20 protein-coding genes are annotated in these 20,630 nt (G+C 42.7%); 11 read left to right on the top strand and 9 right to left on the bottom strand.

Features of this window, described 5'->3' with window-relative positions; translation table 11 throughout:
• Positions 1–126: 126 nt before the first annotated feature.
• A complete protein-coding gene (locus L3V25_RS05840) occupies positions 127–1,545 on the bottom strand; it encodes a PhoH family protein (RefSeq protein ID WP_237294522.1) in 1,419 nt (472 codons plus the stop codon).
• 430 nt (positions 1,546–1,975) lie between these two features.
• Between L3V25_RS05840 and rapA the strand changes: the two genes are divergently transcribed.
• The 3 genes from rapA to L3V25_RS05855 all read left to right on the top strand — a co-directional run bounded on the left by rapA (position 1,976) and on the right by L3V25_RS05855 (position 6,800).
• Positions 1,976–4,900, top strand: coding sequence for an RNA polymerase-associated protein RapA (gene rapA, locus L3V25_RS05845; RefSeq protein WP_237294523.1), 2,925 nt, complete (start codon positions 1,976–1,978; stop codon positions 4,898–4,900).
• Positions 4,901–5,041: 141 nt separating this feature from the next.
• Positions 5,042–5,779 (top strand): bifunctional tRNA pseudouridine(32) synthase/23S rRNA pseudouridine(746) synthase RluA, encoded by a 738-nt coding sequence (gene rluA / locus L3V25_RS05850; protein WP_237294524.1) that lies wholly within the window; start codon positions 5,042–5,044, stop codon positions 5,777–5,779.
• Positions 5,780–5,813: 34 nt separating this feature from the next.
• Positions 5,814–6,800, top strand: coding sequence for a D-2-hydroxyacid dehydrogenase (locus tag L3V25_RS05855; RefSeq protein WP_237294525.1), 987 nt, complete (start codon positions 5,814–5,816; stop codon positions 6,798–6,800).
• Between the two features lie 16 nt (positions 6,801–6,816).
• Here L3V25_RS05855 and L3V25_RS05860 read toward each other — a convergent pair whose 3' ends face one another.
• Positions 6,817–7,824, bottom strand: a complete 1,008-nt coding sequence (locus L3V25_RS05860) for a TAXI family TRAP transporter solute-binding subunit (RefSeq protein ID WP_237294526.1) — start codon at positions 7,822–7,824, stop codon at positions 6,817–6,819.
• Between the two features lie 218 nt (positions 7,825–8,042).
• Positions 8,043–8,513: a transcriptional regulator ArgR gene (gene argR, locus L3V25_RS05865; RefSeq protein WP_144387537.1), complete on the bottom strand. Its 471-nt coding sequence runs from the start codon at positions 8,511–8,513 to the stop codon at positions 8,043–8,045.
• Positions 8,514–8,892: 379 nt separating this feature from the next.
• On the opposite strand from argR, the gene mdh reads away from it, so the two are divergent.
• Positions 8,893–9,828, top strand: coding sequence for a malate dehydrogenase (gene mdh / locus L3V25_RS05870; protein ID WP_237294527.1), 936 nt, complete (start codon positions 8,893–8,895; stop codon positions 9,826–9,828).
• Positions 9,829–9,943: 115 nt separating this feature from the next.
• On the opposite strand, the gene ispB is transcribed toward mdh, so the two are convergent.
• Complete coding sequence (gene ispB, locus L3V25_RS05875) at positions 9,944–10,915, bottom strand: octaprenyl diphosphate synthase (RefSeq protein WP_237294528.1); 972 nt, start codon at positions 10,913–10,915, stop codon at positions 9,944–9,946.
• A gap of 273 nt (positions 10,916–11,188) precedes the next feature.
• On the opposite strand from ispB, the gene rplU reads away from it, so the two are divergent.
• The 7 genes from rplU (at position 11,189) to L3V25_RS05910 (ending at position 16,190) form a co-directional block, all read left to right on the top strand.
• Positions 11,189–11,500, top strand: a complete 312-nt coding sequence (rplU, locus tag L3V25_RS05880; RefSeq protein WP_089122172.1) for a 50S ribosomal protein L21 — start codon at positions 11,189–11,191, stop codon at positions 11,498–11,500.
• A 21-nt stretch (positions 11,501–11,521) separates the two neighbouring features.
• Positions 11,522–11,779 (top strand): 50S ribosomal protein L27, encoded by a 258-nt coding sequence (gene rpmA, locus L3V25_RS05885; RefSeq protein WP_017026335.1) that lies wholly within the window; start codon positions 11,522–11,524, stop codon positions 11,777–11,779.
• Between the two features lie 240 nt (positions 11,780–12,019).
• Positions 12,020–13,189, top strand: coding sequence for an Obg family GTPase CgtA (gene cgtA / locus L3V25_RS05890; RefSeq protein ID WP_027697873.1), 1,170 nt, complete (start codon positions 12,020–12,022; stop codon positions 13,187–13,189).
• Between the two features lie 199 nt (positions 13,190–13,388).
• Entirely contained in the window at positions 13,389–14,156 is a 768-nt protein-coding gene (locus L3V25_RS05895) for a threonine/serine exporter ThrE family protein (protein ID WP_237294968.1), read from the top strand.
• Positions 14,138–14,620, top strand: coding sequence for a threonine/serine exporter family protein (locus L3V25_RS05900; RefSeq protein ID WP_083962848.1), 483 nt, complete (start codon positions 14,138–14,140; stop codon positions 14,618–14,620). Before L3V25_RS05895 ends, L3V25_RS05900 begins: the two co-directional genes overlap by 19 nt.
• A 12-nt stretch (positions 14,621–14,632) precedes the next feature.
• Positions 14,633–15,115, top strand: coding sequence for a type 3 dihydrofolate reductase (gene folA / locus L3V25_RS05905; protein ID WP_237294529.1), 483 nt, complete (start codon positions 14,633–14,635; stop codon positions 15,113–15,115).
• 7 nt (positions 15,116–15,122) lie between these two features.
• Entirely contained in the window at positions 15,123–16,190 is a 1,068-nt protein-coding gene (locus L3V25_RS05910; protein WP_237294530.1) for an FUSC family protein, read from the top strand.
• Positions 16,191–16,199: 9 nt separating this feature from the next.
• On the opposite strand, the gene L3V25_RS05915 is transcribed toward L3V25_RS05910, so the two are convergent.
• The 5 genes from L3V25_RS05915 to surA all read right to left on the bottom strand — a co-directional run bounded on the left by L3V25_RS05915 (position 16,200) and on the right by surA (position 20,617).
• Complete coding sequence (locus L3V25_RS05915; RefSeq protein WP_237294531.1) at positions 16,200–17,012, bottom strand: symmetrical bis(5'-nucleosyl)-tetraphosphatase; 813 nt, start codon at positions 17,010–17,012, stop codon at positions 16,200–16,202.
• A gap of 10 nt (positions 17,013–17,022) precedes the next feature.
• Positions 17,023–17,403 (bottom strand): Co2+/Mg2+ efflux protein ApaG, encoded by a 381-nt coding sequence (gene apaG / locus L3V25_RS05920; RefSeq protein ID WP_237294969.1) that lies wholly within the window; start codon positions 17,401–17,403, stop codon positions 17,023–17,025.
• Positions 17,404–17,481: 78 nt separating this feature from the next.
• Entirely contained in the window at positions 17,482–18,288 is an 807-nt protein-coding gene (rsmA, locus tag L3V25_RS05925; RefSeq protein WP_237294532.1) for a 16S rRNA (adenine(1518)-N(6)/adenine(1519)-N(6))-dimethyltransferase RsmA, read from the bottom strand.
• Complete coding sequence (gene pdxA, locus L3V25_RS05930) at positions 18,285–19,310, bottom strand: 4-hydroxythreonine-4-phosphate dehydrogenase PdxA (RefSeq protein WP_237294970.1); 1,026 nt, start codon at positions 19,308–19,310, stop codon at positions 18,285–18,287. The genes rsmA and pdxA overlap by 4 nt, the downstream gene beginning before the upstream one ends.
• A gap of 11 nt (positions 19,311–19,321) precedes the next feature.
• Positions 19,322–20,617 carry a peptidylprolyl isomerase SurA gene (surA, locus tag L3V25_RS05935; protein WP_237294533.1) on the bottom strand — a complete coding sequence of 432 codons (1,296 nt, stop codon included), beginning with the start codon at positions 20,615–20,617 and terminating at the stop codon, positions 19,322–19,324.
• Positions 20,618–20,630 lie beyond the last annotated feature (13 nt).

Consider the following 20,630-nt stretch of genomic DNA (forward strand, 5'->3'; position numbering starts at 1 on the left):
TAAAGGCTAATATTTTTTGGTTTTATCAAATAAAGTTTAATAATATTCAATTCTAAGTTATTCACTAGACAATCAAGGCACACTGTGTGCACCTTGATTGCTATTATTTCCTTTGTTTTAGCGTTGTTATAGGTTTTCTTCGGCGAACTCCGCTAAACGGCTACGAACCACGCCATTTAAGTGAATGTTGGCACTACCTTCGAAGTTTTTAAAACGTTCAACCATGTAAGTTAACCCTGAAGTGACAGGCGTTAAGTAAGTGGAATCGATTTGCGCCAGATTACCCGAGCAGACAATTTTGGTGCCTTCACCACAACGAGTAATGATGGTTTTGATTTGAGAAGCAGTCAGGTTTTGGCATTCATCAAGTAATACAAACGCATTTTGAATCGAGCGGCCACGCATAAAGTTGATGGATTTGAATTGAATATTAGCTTTATCACAAATGTACTTTAATGAGCCTTCAGTACAATGATCGTTTTTATGCAGCGCTTCTAGCGTATCGGTAATTGCCGCCAGCCAAGGCATCATTTTTTCTTCTTCCGTGCCAGGTAAGAAACCAATGGCTTCACCGATATCGGGGGTATTGCGAGTGACGATGATCTTATCGAACATTTTTTTCTCGATGGTCATCTCTAACGCCGCGGCCATGGCAAGCATAGTTTTACCACTACCCGCTGCACCGGTTAAAATCACCAAATCAATTTCAGGATCAAGCAAGGCATCCATTGCCATTCCTTGATAGACATTTTTCGGATAAATATCCCAAGCATGTCGGTGCATCAGCCGTTCTCGGCTAAGGTCTTTAATTTTGGCACTTGTCGGATGCAGCTCTTCAACACGGCCAGCAAAGTCGGTATCTTCATCGATAATATATTGATTAATAAAGGTTGGCTCTAAGCCTTCTCGATCAACGGTATGAAAAGTTTTACTGCCGCAGTTGTGGCTTTCTACTTGTTTAAAGTTATCCCAAAAGCTGCCTTGGTATTCATTAAAGCCTTTAGTTAGGAACTGCACATCATCAATTAATTGGTCAGTTCGGTAGTCTTCAACATATTGAACACCAGCGCCTTTGGCTCGTAAGCGCATATTGATATCTTTGGTGATCAATACGACTTCTCGTGGTGCGCGACGGTTTTGCAGGGCAATCACACCATTTAAAATGCGGTTGTCGCCGGCTTTATCGGCAAAGGCTTTATCACTATCTTGGATATCAAAATCGGCCAGAATCGAAATGGTGCCAGTAGCTTGATTATCCTTAGCAAAAGGAATGCCTTGAGATATTTCATCGGGCGTTGCATCGTGGAAAATTGCTTCTAGGGCTCGAATGGCAACTCGGGCATCTCGAGCAACATCACGTTTGCTGTCTTTGATGCGATCAAGTTCTTCTAATACTGTCATTGGAATGACGACATCGTGTTCTTGGAATGAGTATATGGCGTGGGGTTCGTGGAGTAGGATGTTGGTATCAAGGACAAAGATTTTGCGCGATGATTTATCGTCGTGTGAGTTACGGCTGGTTAGCGTTCTGTCAGTCGAGCCCATAGCGTCTCCTTGTTCCGCGGTGCGGAAGGCTAGCAATGTTTGATTGCTAGAGGCAGCTACAGTATATAGGGAACGTCCTGTTCCTATTTTCGCTATCGAGAGTGTCGGTAGCGTGCAGCTACATAACGATCAAACCCTTTTCATTGATAAGCAACGATAGATTTTTAATGCAAAACTATCTGAATGCTTAAGTTGAGTATATGAAAGATTTTTACTTTCAGCTCTAATTTACCTCTCAAATATTGACACTTTTATGTCAAGGCGAAAATTAACTTCAAATCAGGATGATATATCTAGGCTCATCAAGTAAGATGTGCGGCTTTTTCCTTGTCGGGAAAGCGTATTTAAATGGGGTTTGAGGGAAGAATATTTCTTTAAAAACCACTAAAATAGATTTCAATAAAGTTAGATTCATAAGGTAGTCGATTACATGGCATTTGCGTTAGGTCAGCGTTGGATTAGTGATACAGAAAGCGATTTAGGATTAGGGACAGTCGTCGGGCTTGATGCTCGAACTGTAACCTTGATGTTTGCTGCATCAGAAGAAAACCGTTTGTATGCCCGTAATGATGCGCCGATCACTCGAGTGGTGTTTAATGTCGGTGATGTTATTGAAAGCCAAGAAGGTTGGACTTTAAAAGTTGAGCATATCGAAGTACAAGATGATGTGATCAGCTATATCGGTACTCGCCAAGATAACCAAGAAAGCGATGTTGTATTACGTGAGATTTTCTTAAACCACCAAATTCGCTTTAATAAGCCGCAAGATAAATTGTTTGCCGGTCAAATTGATCGTATGGATAACTTTGTCCTACGCTACAACGCATTAACCAATCAATATCAGCAGCATAAAAGCCCAATGCGTGGTCTTTGTGGTATGCGTGCTGGCCTTATTCCGCATCAGCTTTATATTGCCCATGAAGTGGGGCGTCGTCATGCGCCTCGCGTGCTACTGGCCGATGAAGTTGGCCTAGGTAAAACTATTGAAGCGGGCATGATCATTCACCAGCAAGTATTAACCGGTCGTTCTGAGCGTATCTTGATTGTGGTGCCGGAAACGTTGCAGCACCAATGGTTAGTCGAAATGATGCGTCGCTTCAATCTGCATTTTTCGGTGTTCGATGAAGAACGTTGCCTAGAGTCGCAAGCCGATGCATTGAATCCATTTGATACTCAGCAATATGTCTTATGTTCACTCGATTTCTTGAAAAAGAATGAAAAACGTTTCAATCAAGCCTTAGCCGCTGATTGGGATTTATTGGTCGTCGATGAAGCCCATCACCTAGAGTGGAGTGTTGACGCACCAAGCCGTGAATATCAAATGATAGAAGGCTTAGCGGCAAAAATCGCTGGCGTGCTTCTTCTTACTGCAACCCCTGAGCAACTAGGCCATGAGAGTCATTTTGCTCGACTGCGTTTACTTGATTCAGACCGCTTTTTTGACTACCCAACTTTTGTGAAAGAAGAGCAGCAATACGCACCGGTAGCTGAAGCGGTCGCAAGCTTAGAATCTGGCAAGCCGCTGACTAACGACCAAAAAAATAGCATTACTGAGTTGCTATCAGAGCAAGATGCCGAGCCGCTATTTAGAATTTTAGATGGTTGTAGCTCACAAGCTGAATTTGATATTGAGCAGAAAACCTTAGCTCGCCAAGAGTTGATTGATAACTTAATGGATCGTCATGGTACTGGACGCATATTGTTCCGTAATACTCGTGCCGCGATCCAAGGTTTTCCTGAGCGCCACGTGCACATGCTAGAAATGCCAATGCCTGAGCAATACACTCGAGCAATGCGTGTTTCTAAGATGATGGATGGCGAATTGCCTGAGCAAACTCAAGCGCTGAAAAACTTGTATCCAGAAGAGATCTTACAAGATCTAGAAGGCGATAAAACCTCATGGTGGACGTTCGATCCTCGCGTAACTTGGCTTATCGATAAAGTATTAGAAAAACGCTCTGAAAAGATCTTAGTGATCGCATCACGCTCTTCTACTGCCTTGCAACTAGAGCAAGCTTTGCGTGAGCGTGAAGGTATTCGTGCCACAGTATTCCATGAAGGTATGTCGATTCTTGAGCGTGATAAAGCCGCTGCATATTTTGCGCAAGAAGAAGGTGGAGCGCAGGTACTGATCTGTTCTGAAATTGGCTCTGAAGGACGTAACTTCCAGTTTGCCAATCAGTTGGTGATGTTCGACTTGCCATTCAATCCAGACCTACTAGAACAACGTATCGGCCGTTTAGACCGTATTGGCCAAACTCGTGATATTGAAATTTTCGTTCCGCATTTAGAAAATTCAGCGCAATCAATTTTGGCTCATTGGTATCACCAAGGTTTGAATGCGTTTGCAGAAACCTGCCCAACAGGTCACGCGGTGTATGATGAATATTCTGCCAATTTAATTGCCATGCTAGCCTCTGGCGACATGAGCGAATTGGACCATTTAGTCGAGCAATCGGCAGCGCTCAATAAACAATTGAAATCGAAATTAGAACAAGGCCGTGACCGTTTGCTAGAAATTCACTCGAACGGTGGCGAAAAAGCGCAAAAAATCACGGAAACTATCGCATCTGGTGATAATGATACTAACTTGGTGACCTTTGCACTCGGCTTGTTTGATACCATAGGTTTAAACCAAGATGACAAAGGTGAAAATGCACTAGTGGTGACGCCATCAGAACACATGATGGTGCCAAGCTACCCTGGTTTACCTTATGAAGGTGCGACCATTACTTTTGATCGCGATACTGCGCTTTCTCGTGAAGATATGAACTTTATGAGTTGGGAGCACCCAATGATCCAAGGTGGTATTGATCTACTGCTTAGCGAGAATGTCGGTACTAATGCAGTTTCGTTATTAAAAAACAAAGCGCTACCGGTTGGCACTATGTTCTTAGAGCTAGTGTATTTAGTGGATGCTCAAGCGCCAAAACGCAGTGGCATTAACCAATTCTTGCCAAAAACGCCAATTCGTTTATTGATGGATGGCAAAGGTAACGAACTTTCAGAACAAGTACCGTTTGACACATTTAACCGCCAACTTAGCCCGATTAATCGTCATATGGCGAGTAAAGTGGCGAGTTCAGTGCAAGATCAGATTCACTCGTTAATTGAAAGTGCTGAGCAAGCGGTATTGCCTAAACTGGATGAAGTGCGCCAAACCGCGAAATCTGAGATGCAGCAAAAGCTTAACTCTGAGTTAGAACGTTTATTGGCACTTAAAGCCGTCAATCCAAACATTCGTGATGAAGAAATTAGCGCCATTGAAACGCAAATCGAAACGCTGTCTGGTTACATCGAAACCGCGCAGCTACAGCTTGATTCTCTGCGTTTGATCGTGGTTGCTCATCAGTAATACGTCACTCGGAAAATTCGTTGCTCGTAGCTCGATGTTATCTTTTCGAGTTACGAGCAACGAGCTGCCGAGAAACGTTTTATTTAACCACTTTTCTTACTTTAGTTCGTAGAATCTAACCTAGAACCCAGGAACCCTTTCATGGCCCTACTTGAATACCTTCCACCCACCGACCCTTGGACGGATATCGTCTATCAAGATGAGCATATTCTGGTGGCGAATAAGCCTGCGGGTTTGTTGTCGGTACCGGGGCGCTTGGCAGAACATTACGACAGTATTTGGAGCCGCTTACGTGAGACTTATCCAAATATTGAAGTGGTGCATCGTTTGGATATGGCAACCTCTGGTTTGATGTTATTTGCTTTAACCAAAGAAGCAGAACGTCATATTAAGAAGCAATTCCAGTATCGCCTCACTCATAAAATTTATTATGCGCGAGTATGGGGAAGTGTAGAGCAAGACCAAGGTGAGATTGATTTGCCTCTGATTTGTGATTGGCCAAATCGCCCGAGGCAGAAAGTGTGTCACCAAGATGGCAAGCCTTCTTTAACCCGTTATCAAGTAGTGGCGAGAGAAGAGCAGACGACCATAGTTCGTTTGCTACCGATCACAGGACGCTCACACCAATTACGAGTGCATATGATGGCGCTTGGTTATCCGATTGTTGGTGATGAATTCTATGCGACTCCAAAGGCGTTAGAGTACTCCGAGCGGTTGCAATTGCATTCTGCTGAACTGAGTTTCTATCATCCCAAAGATAATCAATTAGCAACGGCGTTTGTTGAATGTGATTTTTATCCCGACGTAAAAGCGCAAATTTTGCAACACTTTAGCGCTGAACCTGAGTTGCCAGATTATAAAACTTTGGTATCGTCGTAGAGGTTATTTACTTTCAGGCCGAAAAGGATTTTACATGCCGATCCCTCCCACTCATTTACCTAGCAAACCAACGGTGGTTTTTTTAGATCACGCGACCATTCCTGAACATATTCGCGTGCCAAACTTAACCTTTGAACATCAATGGCAACAGTTTGATTTAACGCCAGCGGAGAAGGTGGTTGAGCGTATTGCATCGGCCGATATTGTGATCACCAATAAAGTGCAATTAACTGCAGACGTTTTGGTTCAAGCCCCGAAACTCAAGTTAATTGCGGTCGCGGCGACAGGAACCAATAACGTTGATTTAGACTACTGTCGAGAGCATGGAATAGTGGTAACCAATGTACAAGGTTATGGAACGCGCTCTGTACCAGAACATGTGGTGGCGATGATGTTTGCGCTAAAGCGTAATTTAGTCGGTTATCACCAAGATATCGCGGCTGGTGAGTGGCAAAAACAAAAGCAGTTCTGTTTCTTTACTCATCCTATTACCGATGTGGCCGATTCAACCATAGGGATCATTGGCAGTGGTAGTCTAGGACAAGCCGTTGGCGTGTTAGCCAAAGCAATTGGCATGAAGGTGGTGTTTGCGGAACGTAAAGGGGTAAAACCTGCGCGTCCTGGCTATATGGCATTTGAAAAAGTGATTGAAACGGCTGATGTGCTGACTTTGCATTGTCCACTTAGTGATGACACGCAAGATTTAATTGCGATGCCAGAACTGACAGCGATGAAATCGAGCGCAATTTTAATTAATGCTGGCCGCGGTGGACTAGTTAATGAGTCGGACTTGGTGGAAGCATTAAAAACCAAACAAATTGCCGGTGCAGGGTGTGATGTATTTACTCAAGAGCCTGCTGATGAGTCGAATCCGCTTATCGCCAATATGGACTTACCAAACTTACTTCTCACTCCACATGTCGCGTGGGGGAGCAATTCTTCTATTCAAGCACTGTGTAATATCTTGATGGACAATATTGAAAAATACCAACAAGGTGTTGAACAAAACCGAGTCTGCTAACGATTTAGCTTATTCTCTAAGGGAGTAATCCAACTTCTTTATAATAACGAATAGCGCCCGGATGCAGTGGCGCGGAGATGCCATCTTTAATCATATTTTCTTTCTTTAACATCGCGAAAGCAGGGTGCAGACGCTTAAAGGTATCAAGATTCTCAAATACCGCCTTGGTGATGTTATAAGCAAGCTCATCAGACATGCGCTTATCGGCAAATACAACCGATAGGGTGCCGAACGTTTTGATGTCTTTCTCGTTGTTTGGGTAGAGATTTGCCGGAATGCTAGTCTCAGCATAATAAGGCGTATTATCGACTAATTTATCGATTTTAGGGCCTGTTACGGGAATTAATTTGGCCTGACAAGAGGTAGTCGCTTCTTTTATCGAGGCATTAGGATTACCTAAAATAGAAACAAAAGCATCAATTTGATTATCACATAACGCTTGAGCTCGGCTCGCTCCGGTAAATTCAGTTGCTCGTGAGAAACTTTTCGGTGACCAACCAAATTGCTGCATGATCCTATCCATGGTCGCTCGATCGCCAGAGCCTTTATTACCTATATTGACTCGTTTGCTTGCTAAATCTGCGACACTTTTGATGTTTGAATCTTTACGAACGATGAGATTAAAGGGTTCATTGTGTAAAGAGAAGAGGGCGCGCATGTTGGAGTATGGCGCTTTAGGGGTAAATTCCTTACTACCTTGATAAGAAAAGTATTGCCAATCTGATTGCGTGATCCCTAAATCATTCTTACCTAGTCTCACTTGATCAATATTATCGACAGAGCCTGCAGAAGGTTCGACTGAACAGCGAATATTATGCTGTAAACGGCCTTTATTGATTAACTTGCATATAGAACTACCAGCAGGGTAATAAACGCCCGTTACCGCGCCAGTAGCAATTGTGATATAGCTTTTATTATCTTCTGCTTTTACCGCTGTGGTTGAAATAGCCAATAGGCAAGCCAGTAAGATTTTATAGAGGCGCTGAAATAAAAAGTGATGAAAATATGATGCAGAGGCAGTCATGGCGTATTCCTTTATGCCAATAAAATGAGAAATGGCGATCCTTGCCATTGTATATCAACAATAGGTGAGAGGTTGATTTATTGTTAATAAACATACTGGGAGTGGGGGTTATAAAGATAGATAATTATTGAAGATTATATGAAAAATGAGAAGGCGTTCACGACAAGTGGGAAAAAAGAGTCAAAAGAACGCCCTAGGATAGAGGGAAGTTTTAGGTTTTAACCTGCGTATTCAAATAATTCGCACACAGAATCGAATAGTTGTTTGGTACTAATATTTAAGGTTGGCGTAATGAAAATCGTATCATCACCTGCAACGACTCCAAGAATACCTTCTGATTTGCCAAGAGAGTCAAGCAAACGAGCTATCAATTGAGCCGCTCCCGGGCCAGTATGAATCACAACCAAAGCATCGTTATGACCAACATCGAGCACTAGTTCACGTAAAGAGCTTGAGGCGGTAGGAACACCTAACTCTGCCGGTAAGCAATACACCATTTCCATTTTCGCATTACGCGTTCTTACCGCACCAAACTTAGTCAGCATTCGAGAGACTTTTGATTGGTTGATATTGACAAAGCCTTCTTCTCGCAGCGCATCAACAATTTCGCCTTGGGAGCCAAAACATTCTTCTTTTAGTAGGGCTTTAAAAGAGCGGACTAAGTTATCTTGTTTGTCACTATTTCGCATAATGGATTCTTTTAGTGGTACATATAATTTCAATATTTTCGCATAGATGCTCAGTGATCACCAAACGATTAGGTCAAATTTTCGCTAAAAAAAGATTGTGATCATTATGTTAACTTTTCCCCTGTAAGTGTTGTTAAAACTAGCTGGATTGTGCTTTGGCTTTTAATTTTAGTTATTGAATTTATATATGATTTTATAAGGGATGAGTTCAATATCGCAAAGCTGATGTTGAATAATTGTAATTATAATCGAGTTATTGTACTTTCGAAGGTATTAAGATTAGGCCCCATAAATTTCTTAGGGAGTGTCGTTCCAACTCCTTAAACTCAGACCTAAATAATGTAAAAAAATAATCAAATTTTTCGAAGGAGAAAGGCTCATGAAAGTAGCTGTAATTGGTGCTGCTGGTGGTATTGGTCAAGCACTTGCTTTATTGCTGAAAAACGGACTTCCTGCAGGATCAGATCTTGCTTTATACGATATTGCTCCAGTTACACCAGGGGTTGCTGCTGATTTAAGCCATATACCTACTCCGGTTTCAATTAAAGGTTATGCGGGTGAAGATCCAACGCCAGCATTAGAAGGTGCCGACGTGGTACTAATTTCTGCCGGTGTTGCACGTAAACCAGGCATGGATCGCTCGGATCTTTTCAATGTCAATGCAGGGATCATTAAATCTCTAGCTGAAAAAATTGCGAATACTTGCCCAACCGCGTGTGTTGGTATCATTACTAACCCAGTTAATACAACCGTGCCAATTGCTGCTGAAGTATTGAAAAAAGCGGGTGTTTACAATAAAAACCGCCTATTTGGTATTACGACACTCGATGTGATTCGTTCTGAGACTTTTGTTTCTGAATTGAAAAGCGTTTCTCTTGACGGCTTAGAAGTTCCGGTTATCGGAGGTCACTCTGGTGTGACGATCTTACCTCTACTTTCTCAAGTAAAAGGCGTGGAATTCTCTGATGATGAGCTAGCTTCTCTAACTAAGCGTATTCAAAACGCTGGTACCGAAGTCGTAGAAGCTAAAGCGGGCGGTGGTTCTGCAACGCTTTCTATGGGCCAAGCGGCTTACCGTTTTGGTTTATCTCTAGTAAAAGCACTGAACGGCGAGCAAGGCATTGTTGAGTGTGCTTACGTTGAAGGTGATGGCGAGCACGCACGCTTCTTCGCGCAACCTATTCGTTTAGGTAAAGAAGGCGTAGAAGAAATTCTAAGCTTTGGTGAGCTAAGTGCATTTGAACAACAAGCGTTTGATAGCATGCTAGATACACTTAAATCAGATATTGCTCTAGGTGAAGAGTTCGCGAAGTAAAATTAGGCGAATCTCGTTTCTCGAAAGCTCGTTTCTTGAAAAAGAGACGAGCTTTTTTTATTCGATAAACGAGTAGCGAAGCGAACGAGAAGCTTTGCGTTCGAGCTTCGGAAATCTATTTCGTCCTTCTAACTGCCATGTGCGCAAGAGTAACAAGAGCTTGTTTGTAGTCTGACTCTGGAATAATAGCCAGTTCTGCAATGGCTTTATCTGCTTCTTCTTCAGCACGTTGTGTCGTGTATTCGAGTGAACCCGTTTCATGCATGGCGGCCATAATAGCGTCCAGTTTTTCCATGCCATTCGAGTGTTCAATCGCATCACGAATCATAGCGGCTTGTTCTGGTGTACCGTTTTGCATCGCATAAAGTAGAGGTAGGGTAGGTTTACCTTCGGCAAGATCATCACCGACATTTTTGCCCATCTCTTTACCATCAGATGTGTAATCCATGACATCATCAATTAACTGGAAAGCGGTGCCTAAGTACTTACCGTAATTTTGCAGTGCGACTTCGGTTTCTTTTGGCGCATCAACCAATAAAGCACCAATTTGAGTCGCCGCTTCAAATAGACGCGCCGTTTTCGAATAGATCACTTGCATGTAGCTTTCTTCGGTGGTGTTCGGATCGTTGCAATTCATTAATTGCTGAACTTCACCCTCGGCAATTACGTTTACCGCATCACTCATTAACTTGAGGATCTTTAAAGATCCTAGGCTAGTCATCATTTGGAAAGAACGAGTGTAAATGTAGTCACCAACCAAAACGCTAGCGGCATTACCAAACGCAGCATTAGCGGTTTCTTTACCACGACGCATATCCGATTCATCAACCACATCATCATGTAGCAATGTCGCTGTATGGATGAATTCTACAAACGCAGCAGCAGTGATGTGGTCTTTGCCTTGATAGCCTAAAGCCTTGGCTGATAGTAACGCTAAAAGAGGGCGTAGGCGTTTGCCACCACCACTAACAATGTAGAAACCTAGTTGATTAATAAGGCTAACTTCTGAATTCAATTGTGCATGAATGGTTTCATTCACTTTTACCATGTCGTCGGCAGTGAGTGCCTGGATAGCTTTAAAATCCATTGTTCTTCCAGCTGAGAATAGGGCGTGCTAGGCCTAAATTTAAAAAATAATCATGGATTCTACACTAAAAAACATTGATAAACACGAGTGTAAACGGCATCATTAGCGCACTTTAATCAGGCGATGATCTTTTCGCCATTTTTTTTAATATTTATCTTGTCAAAGGCCAAGCTCTCAAGTAGAATCTGCGCCCTATTGATGACAAGTTTAAGCGCACACCTGATATGTTTAAAATAACTAACATGATGCTGTGCGGAAAAAGCGGAGTAAAATATGTACGCTGTTTTCCAATCTGGTGGTAAACAACACCGTGTAAGCGAAGGTCAAACTCTTCGTTTAGAAAAATTGGACGTAGAAACTGGCGCAAACGTTGAGTTTGATTCAGTTCTTATGGTTGCTAATGGTGAAGAAATCACTATTGGTGCACCTCTGGTTGCTGGCGGTAAAGTAACTGCGGAAGTAGTTAAGCACGGTCGTGGCGATAAAGTAAAAATCGTTAAGTTCCGTCGTCGTAAGCATTCTCGTAAGCAAATGGGCCACCGTCAGTGGTTCACTGAAGTCAAAATTACTGGCATCAGCGCTTAATTTAACTAAGGAGAAGCTAACATGGCACATAAAAAAGCTGGTGGTTCTACTAATAACGGTCGCGACTCAGAAAGCAAACGCCTAGGTGTTAAGCGTTTTGGTGGCGAATCTGTTCTAGCTGGTAACATCATTGTTCGTCAACGTGGTACTAAATTCCACGCTGGAACGAATGTTGGTATCGGTAAAGACCATACTCTATTTGCTTTATCTGAAGGTAAAGTTAAATTTGAAGTTAAAGGTCCTAAGAACCGTAAGTTTGTAAGCATCGAAACTGCATAAGTTTCTGTTTACTATTGAATTCAAAGCCCTGCCTTTATGGCGGGGTTTTTTATTTATAGCAAAGTTATATAATTAGACCCTAGACCCTAGACCCTAGACCCTAGACCCTAGACCCTAGACCTTATCCTCGAGAGCCGAGAGCCGAGAGCCGAGAGCCGAGAGCCGAGAGTAGAAAGTTGGGATTTACAGTCTGTGGTCTACACTCATAATAACTTGCCAATAATGCAGGTGGAGTAGCAAATGAAGTTCGTTGATGAATCAACCATAAAAGTAGAAGCTGGCGATGGCGGTAATGGCGTTGTTAGTTTCTGGCGTGAAAAATTTGTTGAAAAAGGCGGTCCTGACGGCGGTGACGGTGGTGACGGCGGTGATGTATACATGCAAGCCGACGAAAACCTCAACACACTAGTCGATTACCGCTTTGAACGTTTCCATAAAGCGGAACGTGGTAAAAATGGCAGTGGTGGTAACTGTACGGGTAAACGTGGTGCAGATAAAACCATCAAAGTACCTGTCGGAACTCGCGCGATTGATATTCATACCAATGAAGTGGTAGCAGAAGTTACCGAGCATGGCCAAAAAATCATGATCGCAAAAGGCGGTTGGCATGGTTTAGGTAACCAACGCTTTAAATCTTCAGTTAACCGTGCACCGCGTCAAAAGACTATGGGTACTAAAGGTGAAGTTCGTGAGTTACGTTTAGAACTATTGTTGCTTGCTGATGTTGGTATGCTTGGTCTACCAAATGCAGGTAAATCAACCTTTATTCGTGCTGTGTCTGCGGCGAAGCCTAAAGTGGCTGATTATCCATTTACGACCTTGATCCCAAGCTTGGGTGTGGTTCGAGCAGGCTCTGAACGCAGTTTTGTTATTGCTGACATTCCTGGTCTAATTGAAGGTGCCGCGGATGGCGCAGGCCTTGGTGTTCGATTCTTAAAACACTTAGAGCGTTGTCGTGTTCTATTGCATATGATTGATCTATTGCCGATTGATGGTTCAGATCCAATTGAAAATGCACTGACGATCATTGATGAACTTGAGCAATACAGTGAAAAAGTCGCGGCTAAACCTCGTTGGTTGATCTTTAACAAAGTCGATCTTCTGCCAGAAGAAGAAGTGGATGAAAAGATCCAGCAGATTATCGATGCATTAGGTTGGGATGGTCATTACGCAAAGATCTCTGCTTCTAATAAATTAGGTACCAAAGAGTTGGCTTTCCAATTAGCTGAGTTTATGGAAACTTTGCCTAAAGAAGAGCAAGTGATTGAAGAAGAAGAGAAAGTCGACTTCAAGTGGGATGATTACCATAAAGATGCCATGAGCGGTAAAGATGTGATTACCGAAGAGTGGGATGATGATGACTGGGATGATGATGAAGATGACGGTCATGTTATCTACGTTCGTGACTAGTCAGTACAATCACTAGTCAGTGCAATCAATCGATATATAAGCTGTGATTCTTTAAGGATCACAGCTTTTTTTTATCCTAAATCATGCTATTGAGGGAAGTTTTAGTGCACAATTTAAGCACTAACCCTGATTGTAGATAAGCTGATAACTCTTATCTGCAACACAGGCTAATTATCAATGGATTGATGAGAATATAATGATGGATGAAAAACAACGAATAATTACTCGGATGATTATTCAAGCAGGTCAAATGCTGCTTGCACATGGTGCTGAAAGTACTTTAGTCGGAGACTTAACTCGCAGGTTAGGCCTAGCAAGTGGAATGTCGGATGTTGAAGTCTCAATGTCGGCCAGTTCATTGGTGGTAACCACTGTTATGAATGAGCATTGTATTACTACCGCGCGCCGTTGCCCTGATCGTGGCATCAATATGAAGGTTGTTACGGAAGTTCAGCAAATCTGTATTATGCTCGAGCGTAAAATTATTGATTACCGATTAGCGCTCCATAAACTCGAACAAATTAAGCCCGTTAGATATAACCGTTGGTTGGTTCTATTTATGATTGGCTTATCTTGTGCTGCATTCGCTCGTTTAGCGGGTGGAGATGTAATGATATGTGCGATTACCTTTATCGCATCTTGTTGTGGCATGTTTGTTCGCCAAGAAGTGGGTCATCGTAACTTTAATCCACTCGTCAATTTTGCAGTGACTGCATTTGTGACCACAGTGATTTCCTCTCAAGCGGTTATCCACCAATTAGGCAATGCTCCATTTACTGCCATGGCATCTTCAGTGCTGATGCTAGTGCCTGGTTTTCCTTTGATTAATTCTGTGGCAGATATGTTGAAAGGTTATATCAACATGGGAATTGCTCGATTTTTCATGGCAAGTTTATTGACCTTTGCTACCTGCTTAGGAATCGTGGCTGCAATGACAGTAACCGGGACATGGGTATGGGTGAGATAATGGATTTCTTGATTGCTTTGCTTACTGATATGTCTCTTGCCGCTATTCCCGCCGTCGGGTTTGCTTTGGTATTTAATGTTCCGGTTAAAGCTCTAAAATATTGTGCTTTGGGAGGAGCGATTGGGCATGGAATTCGATTTGTACTGATGACGTATAATATACCTATTGAATGGGCAACATTTTTTGCAGCAACTATAGTGAGTATGGTTGGAGTTCATTGGTCACATCGTTTTTTAGCTCACCCAAAAGTCTTTACTGTTGCCGCCATGATTCCAATGGTACCGGGAGTTTATGCATTTAAAGCGATGATCGCTCTAGTTGAAATAAACCAAAATGGCTATGATGCACAATTATTTAGTATTCTGATCGATAACTTTTTACAAGCCATGTTTATCATTGCAGGGTTAGCAATTGGCCTCGCAATGCCAGGTTTGTTATTTTATCGAAGACGATCCATTGTTTAAAAAGGACGAAATGTGAAGATCAGCATGATTGCCGCGATGGCAAACAACCGTATTATTGGTAAAGATAATCAAATGCCATGGCACCTACCGGCCGATTTTGCTTGGTTTAAACGCTGCACCATGGGAAAGCCGATAGTGATGGGACGTAAGACCTATGAATCGATTGGACGACCATTGCCGGGACGTTTAAATATCGTGATTTCAAGAGATGCTTCACTCGCTATTGAAGGAGTCACTACTGTAACTAGTATTGAACGAGCCAAACAAGTGGCGGGTGATGTTGATGAATTGATGATTATCGGTGGTGGCACCATCTATGATTTCTGCCTACCTCAAGCTGATTGTCTTTACTTAACCTTTATCGATGCCGATATTGAAGGTGATACTCAATTTCCAGATTGGGGAGATAATTGGCAAGTTGTTGATCAAGAAGAATATCTTAAAGATGATAAGAATGCCTACAACATGCGCTTTGTGTGTTTAGAAAAGATTTGATGATCGGATGAAAAGCTCGTCGGCTATCTCTAGTTTGGAACTGTGGTTTTTCAAGTACTACCGCTTGGTGCATAGTGCGCGTATTGCGGTGGCTTTTGTGGTGATGTTTGCCGCAACGCGTACGTTAGATCTCCACGACATCACTTGGCCATTGATTACCTTAGTGGTAGTGATGGGGCCAATTTCTTACTGGGGTAATGTGTTCCCAAGGGCGCTTCAGCGTATTTCAGGAACCTGTATTGGCGCGCTTTCCGGTATCGTAGCCCTCTATTTGGAAACGATTTCTATCCCATTACTCATGATTTGGTGTAGTGGTGTCATGTTTGTTTGTGGCTATTTAGCATTAGGCAAACAACCTTATGCCGGCTTATTAATTGGTATTACGCTTGCGGTAGTATTAGGGGCTCATGAAGGGAATTTTACTCAGGCTTTATGGCGCAGTGGTGATGTGGTTTTAGGCTCTGCCGTTGCATTGTTTTTTTGCAGTATTTTTCCGCAAAGGGCTTTTATTCATTGGCGTTTAAAGGTGAGCGCTAACTTATTGGAAATTAGCAAAGTTCATCACACGTTGCTTTCTCCTAATATGGTGGAGCGACCAAATATTCAATCAAAACAAGATCAGTTGCGTAGAAACATTATTGGATCTCGTAGTTTATTGTCAGCTGCCAGCGCTGAAACTAAATTAAACTTTTCCCTATTAAGTCGGATTCAAACGGGCATCGTAAATAGTCTCTATGCCATTGAACGTTTATCAGATACTTATTGGAGTGATCGAAAAAGTCATTTTACGCTTTTGAATTCATCAGCATTAAAAGAATGCCATCAAGCTACCGAGTCGATGATTATTCAGTTATCTGAGATGATAAAAACAGGCAAGGTTGAAGCCGATGAATGGCAGTTTGATAACATTAATGAGGTGATTGAAGAGCTGCAAATTTTAGCGAAAGCCAATCAAGTGCAGTCTCAAGCTTCATTATATGGTTATGTGTGGTTGAGTATTCAGTTAATGGAAGAAATCTCACGTCTACACAAACTGATTGCTCTGGCGCTAAACTTGACCAGTAAGTCGCGATAAGTGGGGGTGTTATTGTAGACTTGCTTGAGTAAACATTTGCTTATCTTCCCAGCGCAACATAGACAAATGCTCTCCCCACACGCAACCAGTATCCAGTCCTATCACATTTGCTTCATCATCATGACACCCCATTAGCGCTGCCCAATGGCCAAAAATGACGGTTTTATTTAATGGGATACGTTCGCTTACTTTAAACCAAGGTACTAGGCTACTATTGTCGACTTTAGCCGGAGGAAGCTTGCACTCCATATCTAATTGACCTTGCTGATCGCAAAAGCGCATTCGAGTGAAGGCGTTGATAATAAAACGATAGCGCTCAATGTCTTGTAAATTAGCATCCCATTGAGTCGGTTGATTGGCGTACATGTTTTTGATTAACCAAGCCCACTCATCACTTTGCAAAATGTCGCTAATTTCTTGGCTCGATTGTCTAGCTGTTGCGAGATCCCAACTGGGCGCTATTCCTGCATGACACATGACAAATTCTTCATGCTCTGCCATTAACGGTTGTTGGCGTAGCCAGTCGATTAACTCTTGGCGATCGGCTGCTTGCAGTATCGGGAATGTTTTATCTTTAGGCTTAGCATTGAAGTAACCTAAATGCACCGCCAGTAGGTGTAGGTCATGGTTGCCGAGGATACACTTTGCAGAATCGCCTAAGTCTTTGACAAAGCGTAATGTTTCTAGCGACTTGGGACCGCGAGCGACTAAGTCTCCAGCCAACCATAGTTGATCGACTTGTGCGTTGAAATTGACTTGTTCTAGTAGGGCTTGTAATTCATCAAAGCAGCCTTGGATATCACCAACTATGTAGGTCGCCACAAAACCTCGCTTAATTTAAAATATTTGGAATAGCCATGCGAAATGGCGCGACTTCAGCAAGAAATTGCTCACTTTGTTCATCGAGCATCACATAATGCCCTTGCATTACACCGAGTGGGGTTTCTAAAGCGGTGCCACTGGTATAAGTATACTCTTGCATCGGTTCAATCACGGGTTGCTCACCGACCACGCCATCGCCTTCAATAGTTAACTGTTTGCCGTTAGCATCGGTAATTAACCAACGACGGCTGATTAGTTGAACTGGCTGCTGGCTGAGATTACGAATGGTAATGGTATAGGCAAAGATATAGCGACTTTTTTCCGGCTGGGATTGTTCTTCTATATAACGAGTATGGACTTGGCAAGTAATGCTTGGTGATTGTTGTTGAATCACAAATGTCTCCTATCCTTAGAGATTTAAATAATAAGAGCACCTCATTGTGCTCTTATTATTTAGTGATGATTGGAGTTACTTATCTTTAGCATCAAGGTAGTTTGCTAGAGAAACAAACTGCACTAAAGTTAAGTTCTCAGGGCGTACACTTGGGTTAATATCAAGTTGCTCTAACTCTTCCGCTGACACTAAATTCTTAAAGCAGTTTCTCACCGTTTTACGGCGTTGGTTAAAACCTTCGCGACATACGCGATCTAACCATTTCAAGCTAGTAGCAGGGTGAGGTAGTACTTCATAAGGCATCAAACGCACGACCGCTGAATCCACTTTCGGTGGCGGTATAAATGCGGTTGGTGGTACTTCAAGTACTGGCATGACTTTACAAAAGTACTGAGCCATCACGGTTAAACGACCGTAAGCTTTTGAACCTGGGCCAGCTGCCAGACGATTAACCACTTCTTTTTGCAACATAAAGTGCATGTCTTGAATGTCTTTATGAAATTCAAACAAGTGGAACATCAATGGTGTTGAGATGTTGTAAGGCAAGTTACCGAAAATACGCAGCTTATTATTTGGCTTCACTAATTCATTGAAGTCAAAGCGCATGGCATCGCCTTCATGAATGGTTAACTTGCTGGATAACTCGGGATGATTTCTTAAGCGCTCAGCCAGGTCTCGGTCAAGTTCGATAACCGTTAATTTATCAACTTCACGACCAACAGGTTCAGTGATTGCACCTAAGCCAGGACCGATTTCAACCAGGTTTTGTCCTGGCAGTGGGTTTATTGCAGAAACAATACCATCAATAATATAGGGATCATTTAAAAAGTTTTGGCCAAAGCGTTTACGGGCTTTATGACCTAGATGGACATCATTACTCATTGATTACTCTCTTGTTGCTTTGATTCTGGTTGCTTTGAGCTTTCTACCAGTTGTAAAGCATGGGTGATTGCAGTTAAAAAACTGCCTATATCGGCATTCCCTGTGCCAGCTAGATCCAGTGCAGTACCATGATCAACCGAGGTACGAATAAAAGGTAACCCCAATGTAATATTGACTGAATTACCGAAGCCTTTGTATTTTAGCACGGGTAATCCTTGATCATGATACATCGCCAATACGGTATCGGCTTTTTCTAAATATTTTTGATTGAAGATGGTGTCCGCCGGTAGTGGGCCAACTAAATTCATACCATCTTGTTGACGCATTTTTTCTAAGGTAGGCGTGATGGTTTCAATTTCTTCACGCCCTAAACAACCATCTTCACCCGCATGAGGGTTAAGACCACATACGTAGATGTTTGGTTGTTCAATACCAAATTTATTGACTAAATCGGCATGCAAGATTCGAATGATACTTTCCAGGCGTTCAGCGGTCACCGCTTGGCTAACATAAGCTAAAGGAATATGGGTAGTCACAAGCGCTACTCGTAATCCTTCAGTCGCCAGCATCATCACCACTAATGGGGTATTTGAACGCTCGGCAAAGAACTCGGTATGGCCGCTAAATGCAACGCCAGCACGGTTGATCACACCTTTATGAACAGGGCCTGTGACAATGGCATCAAATTCACCTGTCATACTACCTTGGCAAGCACGTTCTAAGGTTTGTAGAACATAATGCCCATTGGCTTCGTTGAGCTGGCCTGCTACAACCGGTTGAGAAATCGCAATATGCTCAACGTATAATTGGCCTTTTTGTTGCACTTGAGCGGGAAGGGCTGCGTCGTAGTCTAGGAGTTGTACTTCAACGCCAAGTTGCTCTGCACGCTCAGCGAGCATTTGTTTATCCGCGCAAACCACCAATTGATGTGGCCAATCATATTGAGATAGCGCTAAGACGAGATCAGGGCCAATACCGGCAGGCTCACCTGCAGTGATCGCAAGACGACGAATATTTACCATTTGTTCAATGCTCATTGGTCATCTTGCTCGTCTTGTTGGTCTAACATTTCAACATAGGCACTGGCGCGAATTTCTTGTAGCCATGCGCCAGCTTCTTCGTTGAATTTACGTTTGAATAAAATTTGATAAGCGCGGTTTTTCATCGCAGATTCCGTGCGATCAACCGTACGGCGATCAAGTACTTTAACGATATGCCAACCATGAACCGTTTTGAATGGTTCACTGATTTGATTGACCGGTAGAGTTTCGACTTGATGTTTAAACTCAGGCACGTAAGTATCTGGCGTTTGGTAACCTAAGATGCCGTCAGCTACCGCCGAACCGGTATCTTGGCTGTATTGTTGAGCGAGTTCACCAAAAGTACGTTTGCCAGTGTTGATTTCGTCAATTAAGCGATTGAGTTCTTCTTTTGCGCCTTCATCACTTAAAATGATCGACGGTTTAATCAATATGTGTTGTGCATTAACTTCGGTAACAGCCACCGTTTTTAAGCCTTTCACATCGTCAATTTTCATAATGTGAAAGCCAACACCACTGCGGAATGGGCCAATGATGGCGCCTTTACCTTGAGTGCTAATTTCATCGGCAAAGATGGTCGGCATTTCTTCTTTGCGCATCCATCCCCAATCGCCACCTTGTAGAGCTTTTGGGCCTTTTGAATAGGTGTAGGCGAGAGTAGAAAATTCTTCACCTTGATTTAATCGTTCAATTAATTCATGAGCTTGTTGTTCTGTTGCTTCTTTATCATCACCAAAGCGCAGTTGAATTTGAGAAACTTTATATTCAACATTTTGCGTGGTTTGTTCAGCCATCATCGATGCCAGAGTATCGACTTCAGATGGCGAAATATTCACTCGACGACGAACTTGAGCATTACGAGCTTCGCTGATTGCTATTTCTTTACGAATTTGCTCACGAAATACTGGGTAAGTGAGGCCTTGTTGTTGCAGCGAGGCTCTTAATTGTTCCAAGCTCTGATTGTTATCTTGAGCGATACCTTCAATTGCTTGATCTAGACGTTGGTCATCAATTTGAATGCCCATGCGTTTAGCTTCTTGTAATTGAATTTCGTCTAAAACCAATTTTTCAAGCACTTGCTCTTGTAGAGTGTCGCTATCAGGAAGCGATTGGCTTTTGTCTTGTGCGTTGGCTTGTACTGTTTTTATCGCGGTATCTACATCCGTTTGTAAAATAACGCCATCATTAACTATTGCCACCACATGGTTGAGAGGTTGAGGGGCAGACAGTGCTGTTGAGGCCGTAAACAGACTCATTATTCCAAGTAATGCGGGAATCCATGTCTTCATTTTTGATATCCAA

Source organism: Vibrio sp. CK2-1 (genome assembly GCF_021726515.1).
In the GTDB taxonomy this organism is placed as follows: Bacteria; Pseudomonadota; Gammaproteobacteria; order Enterobacterales; family Vibrionaceae; genus Vibrio.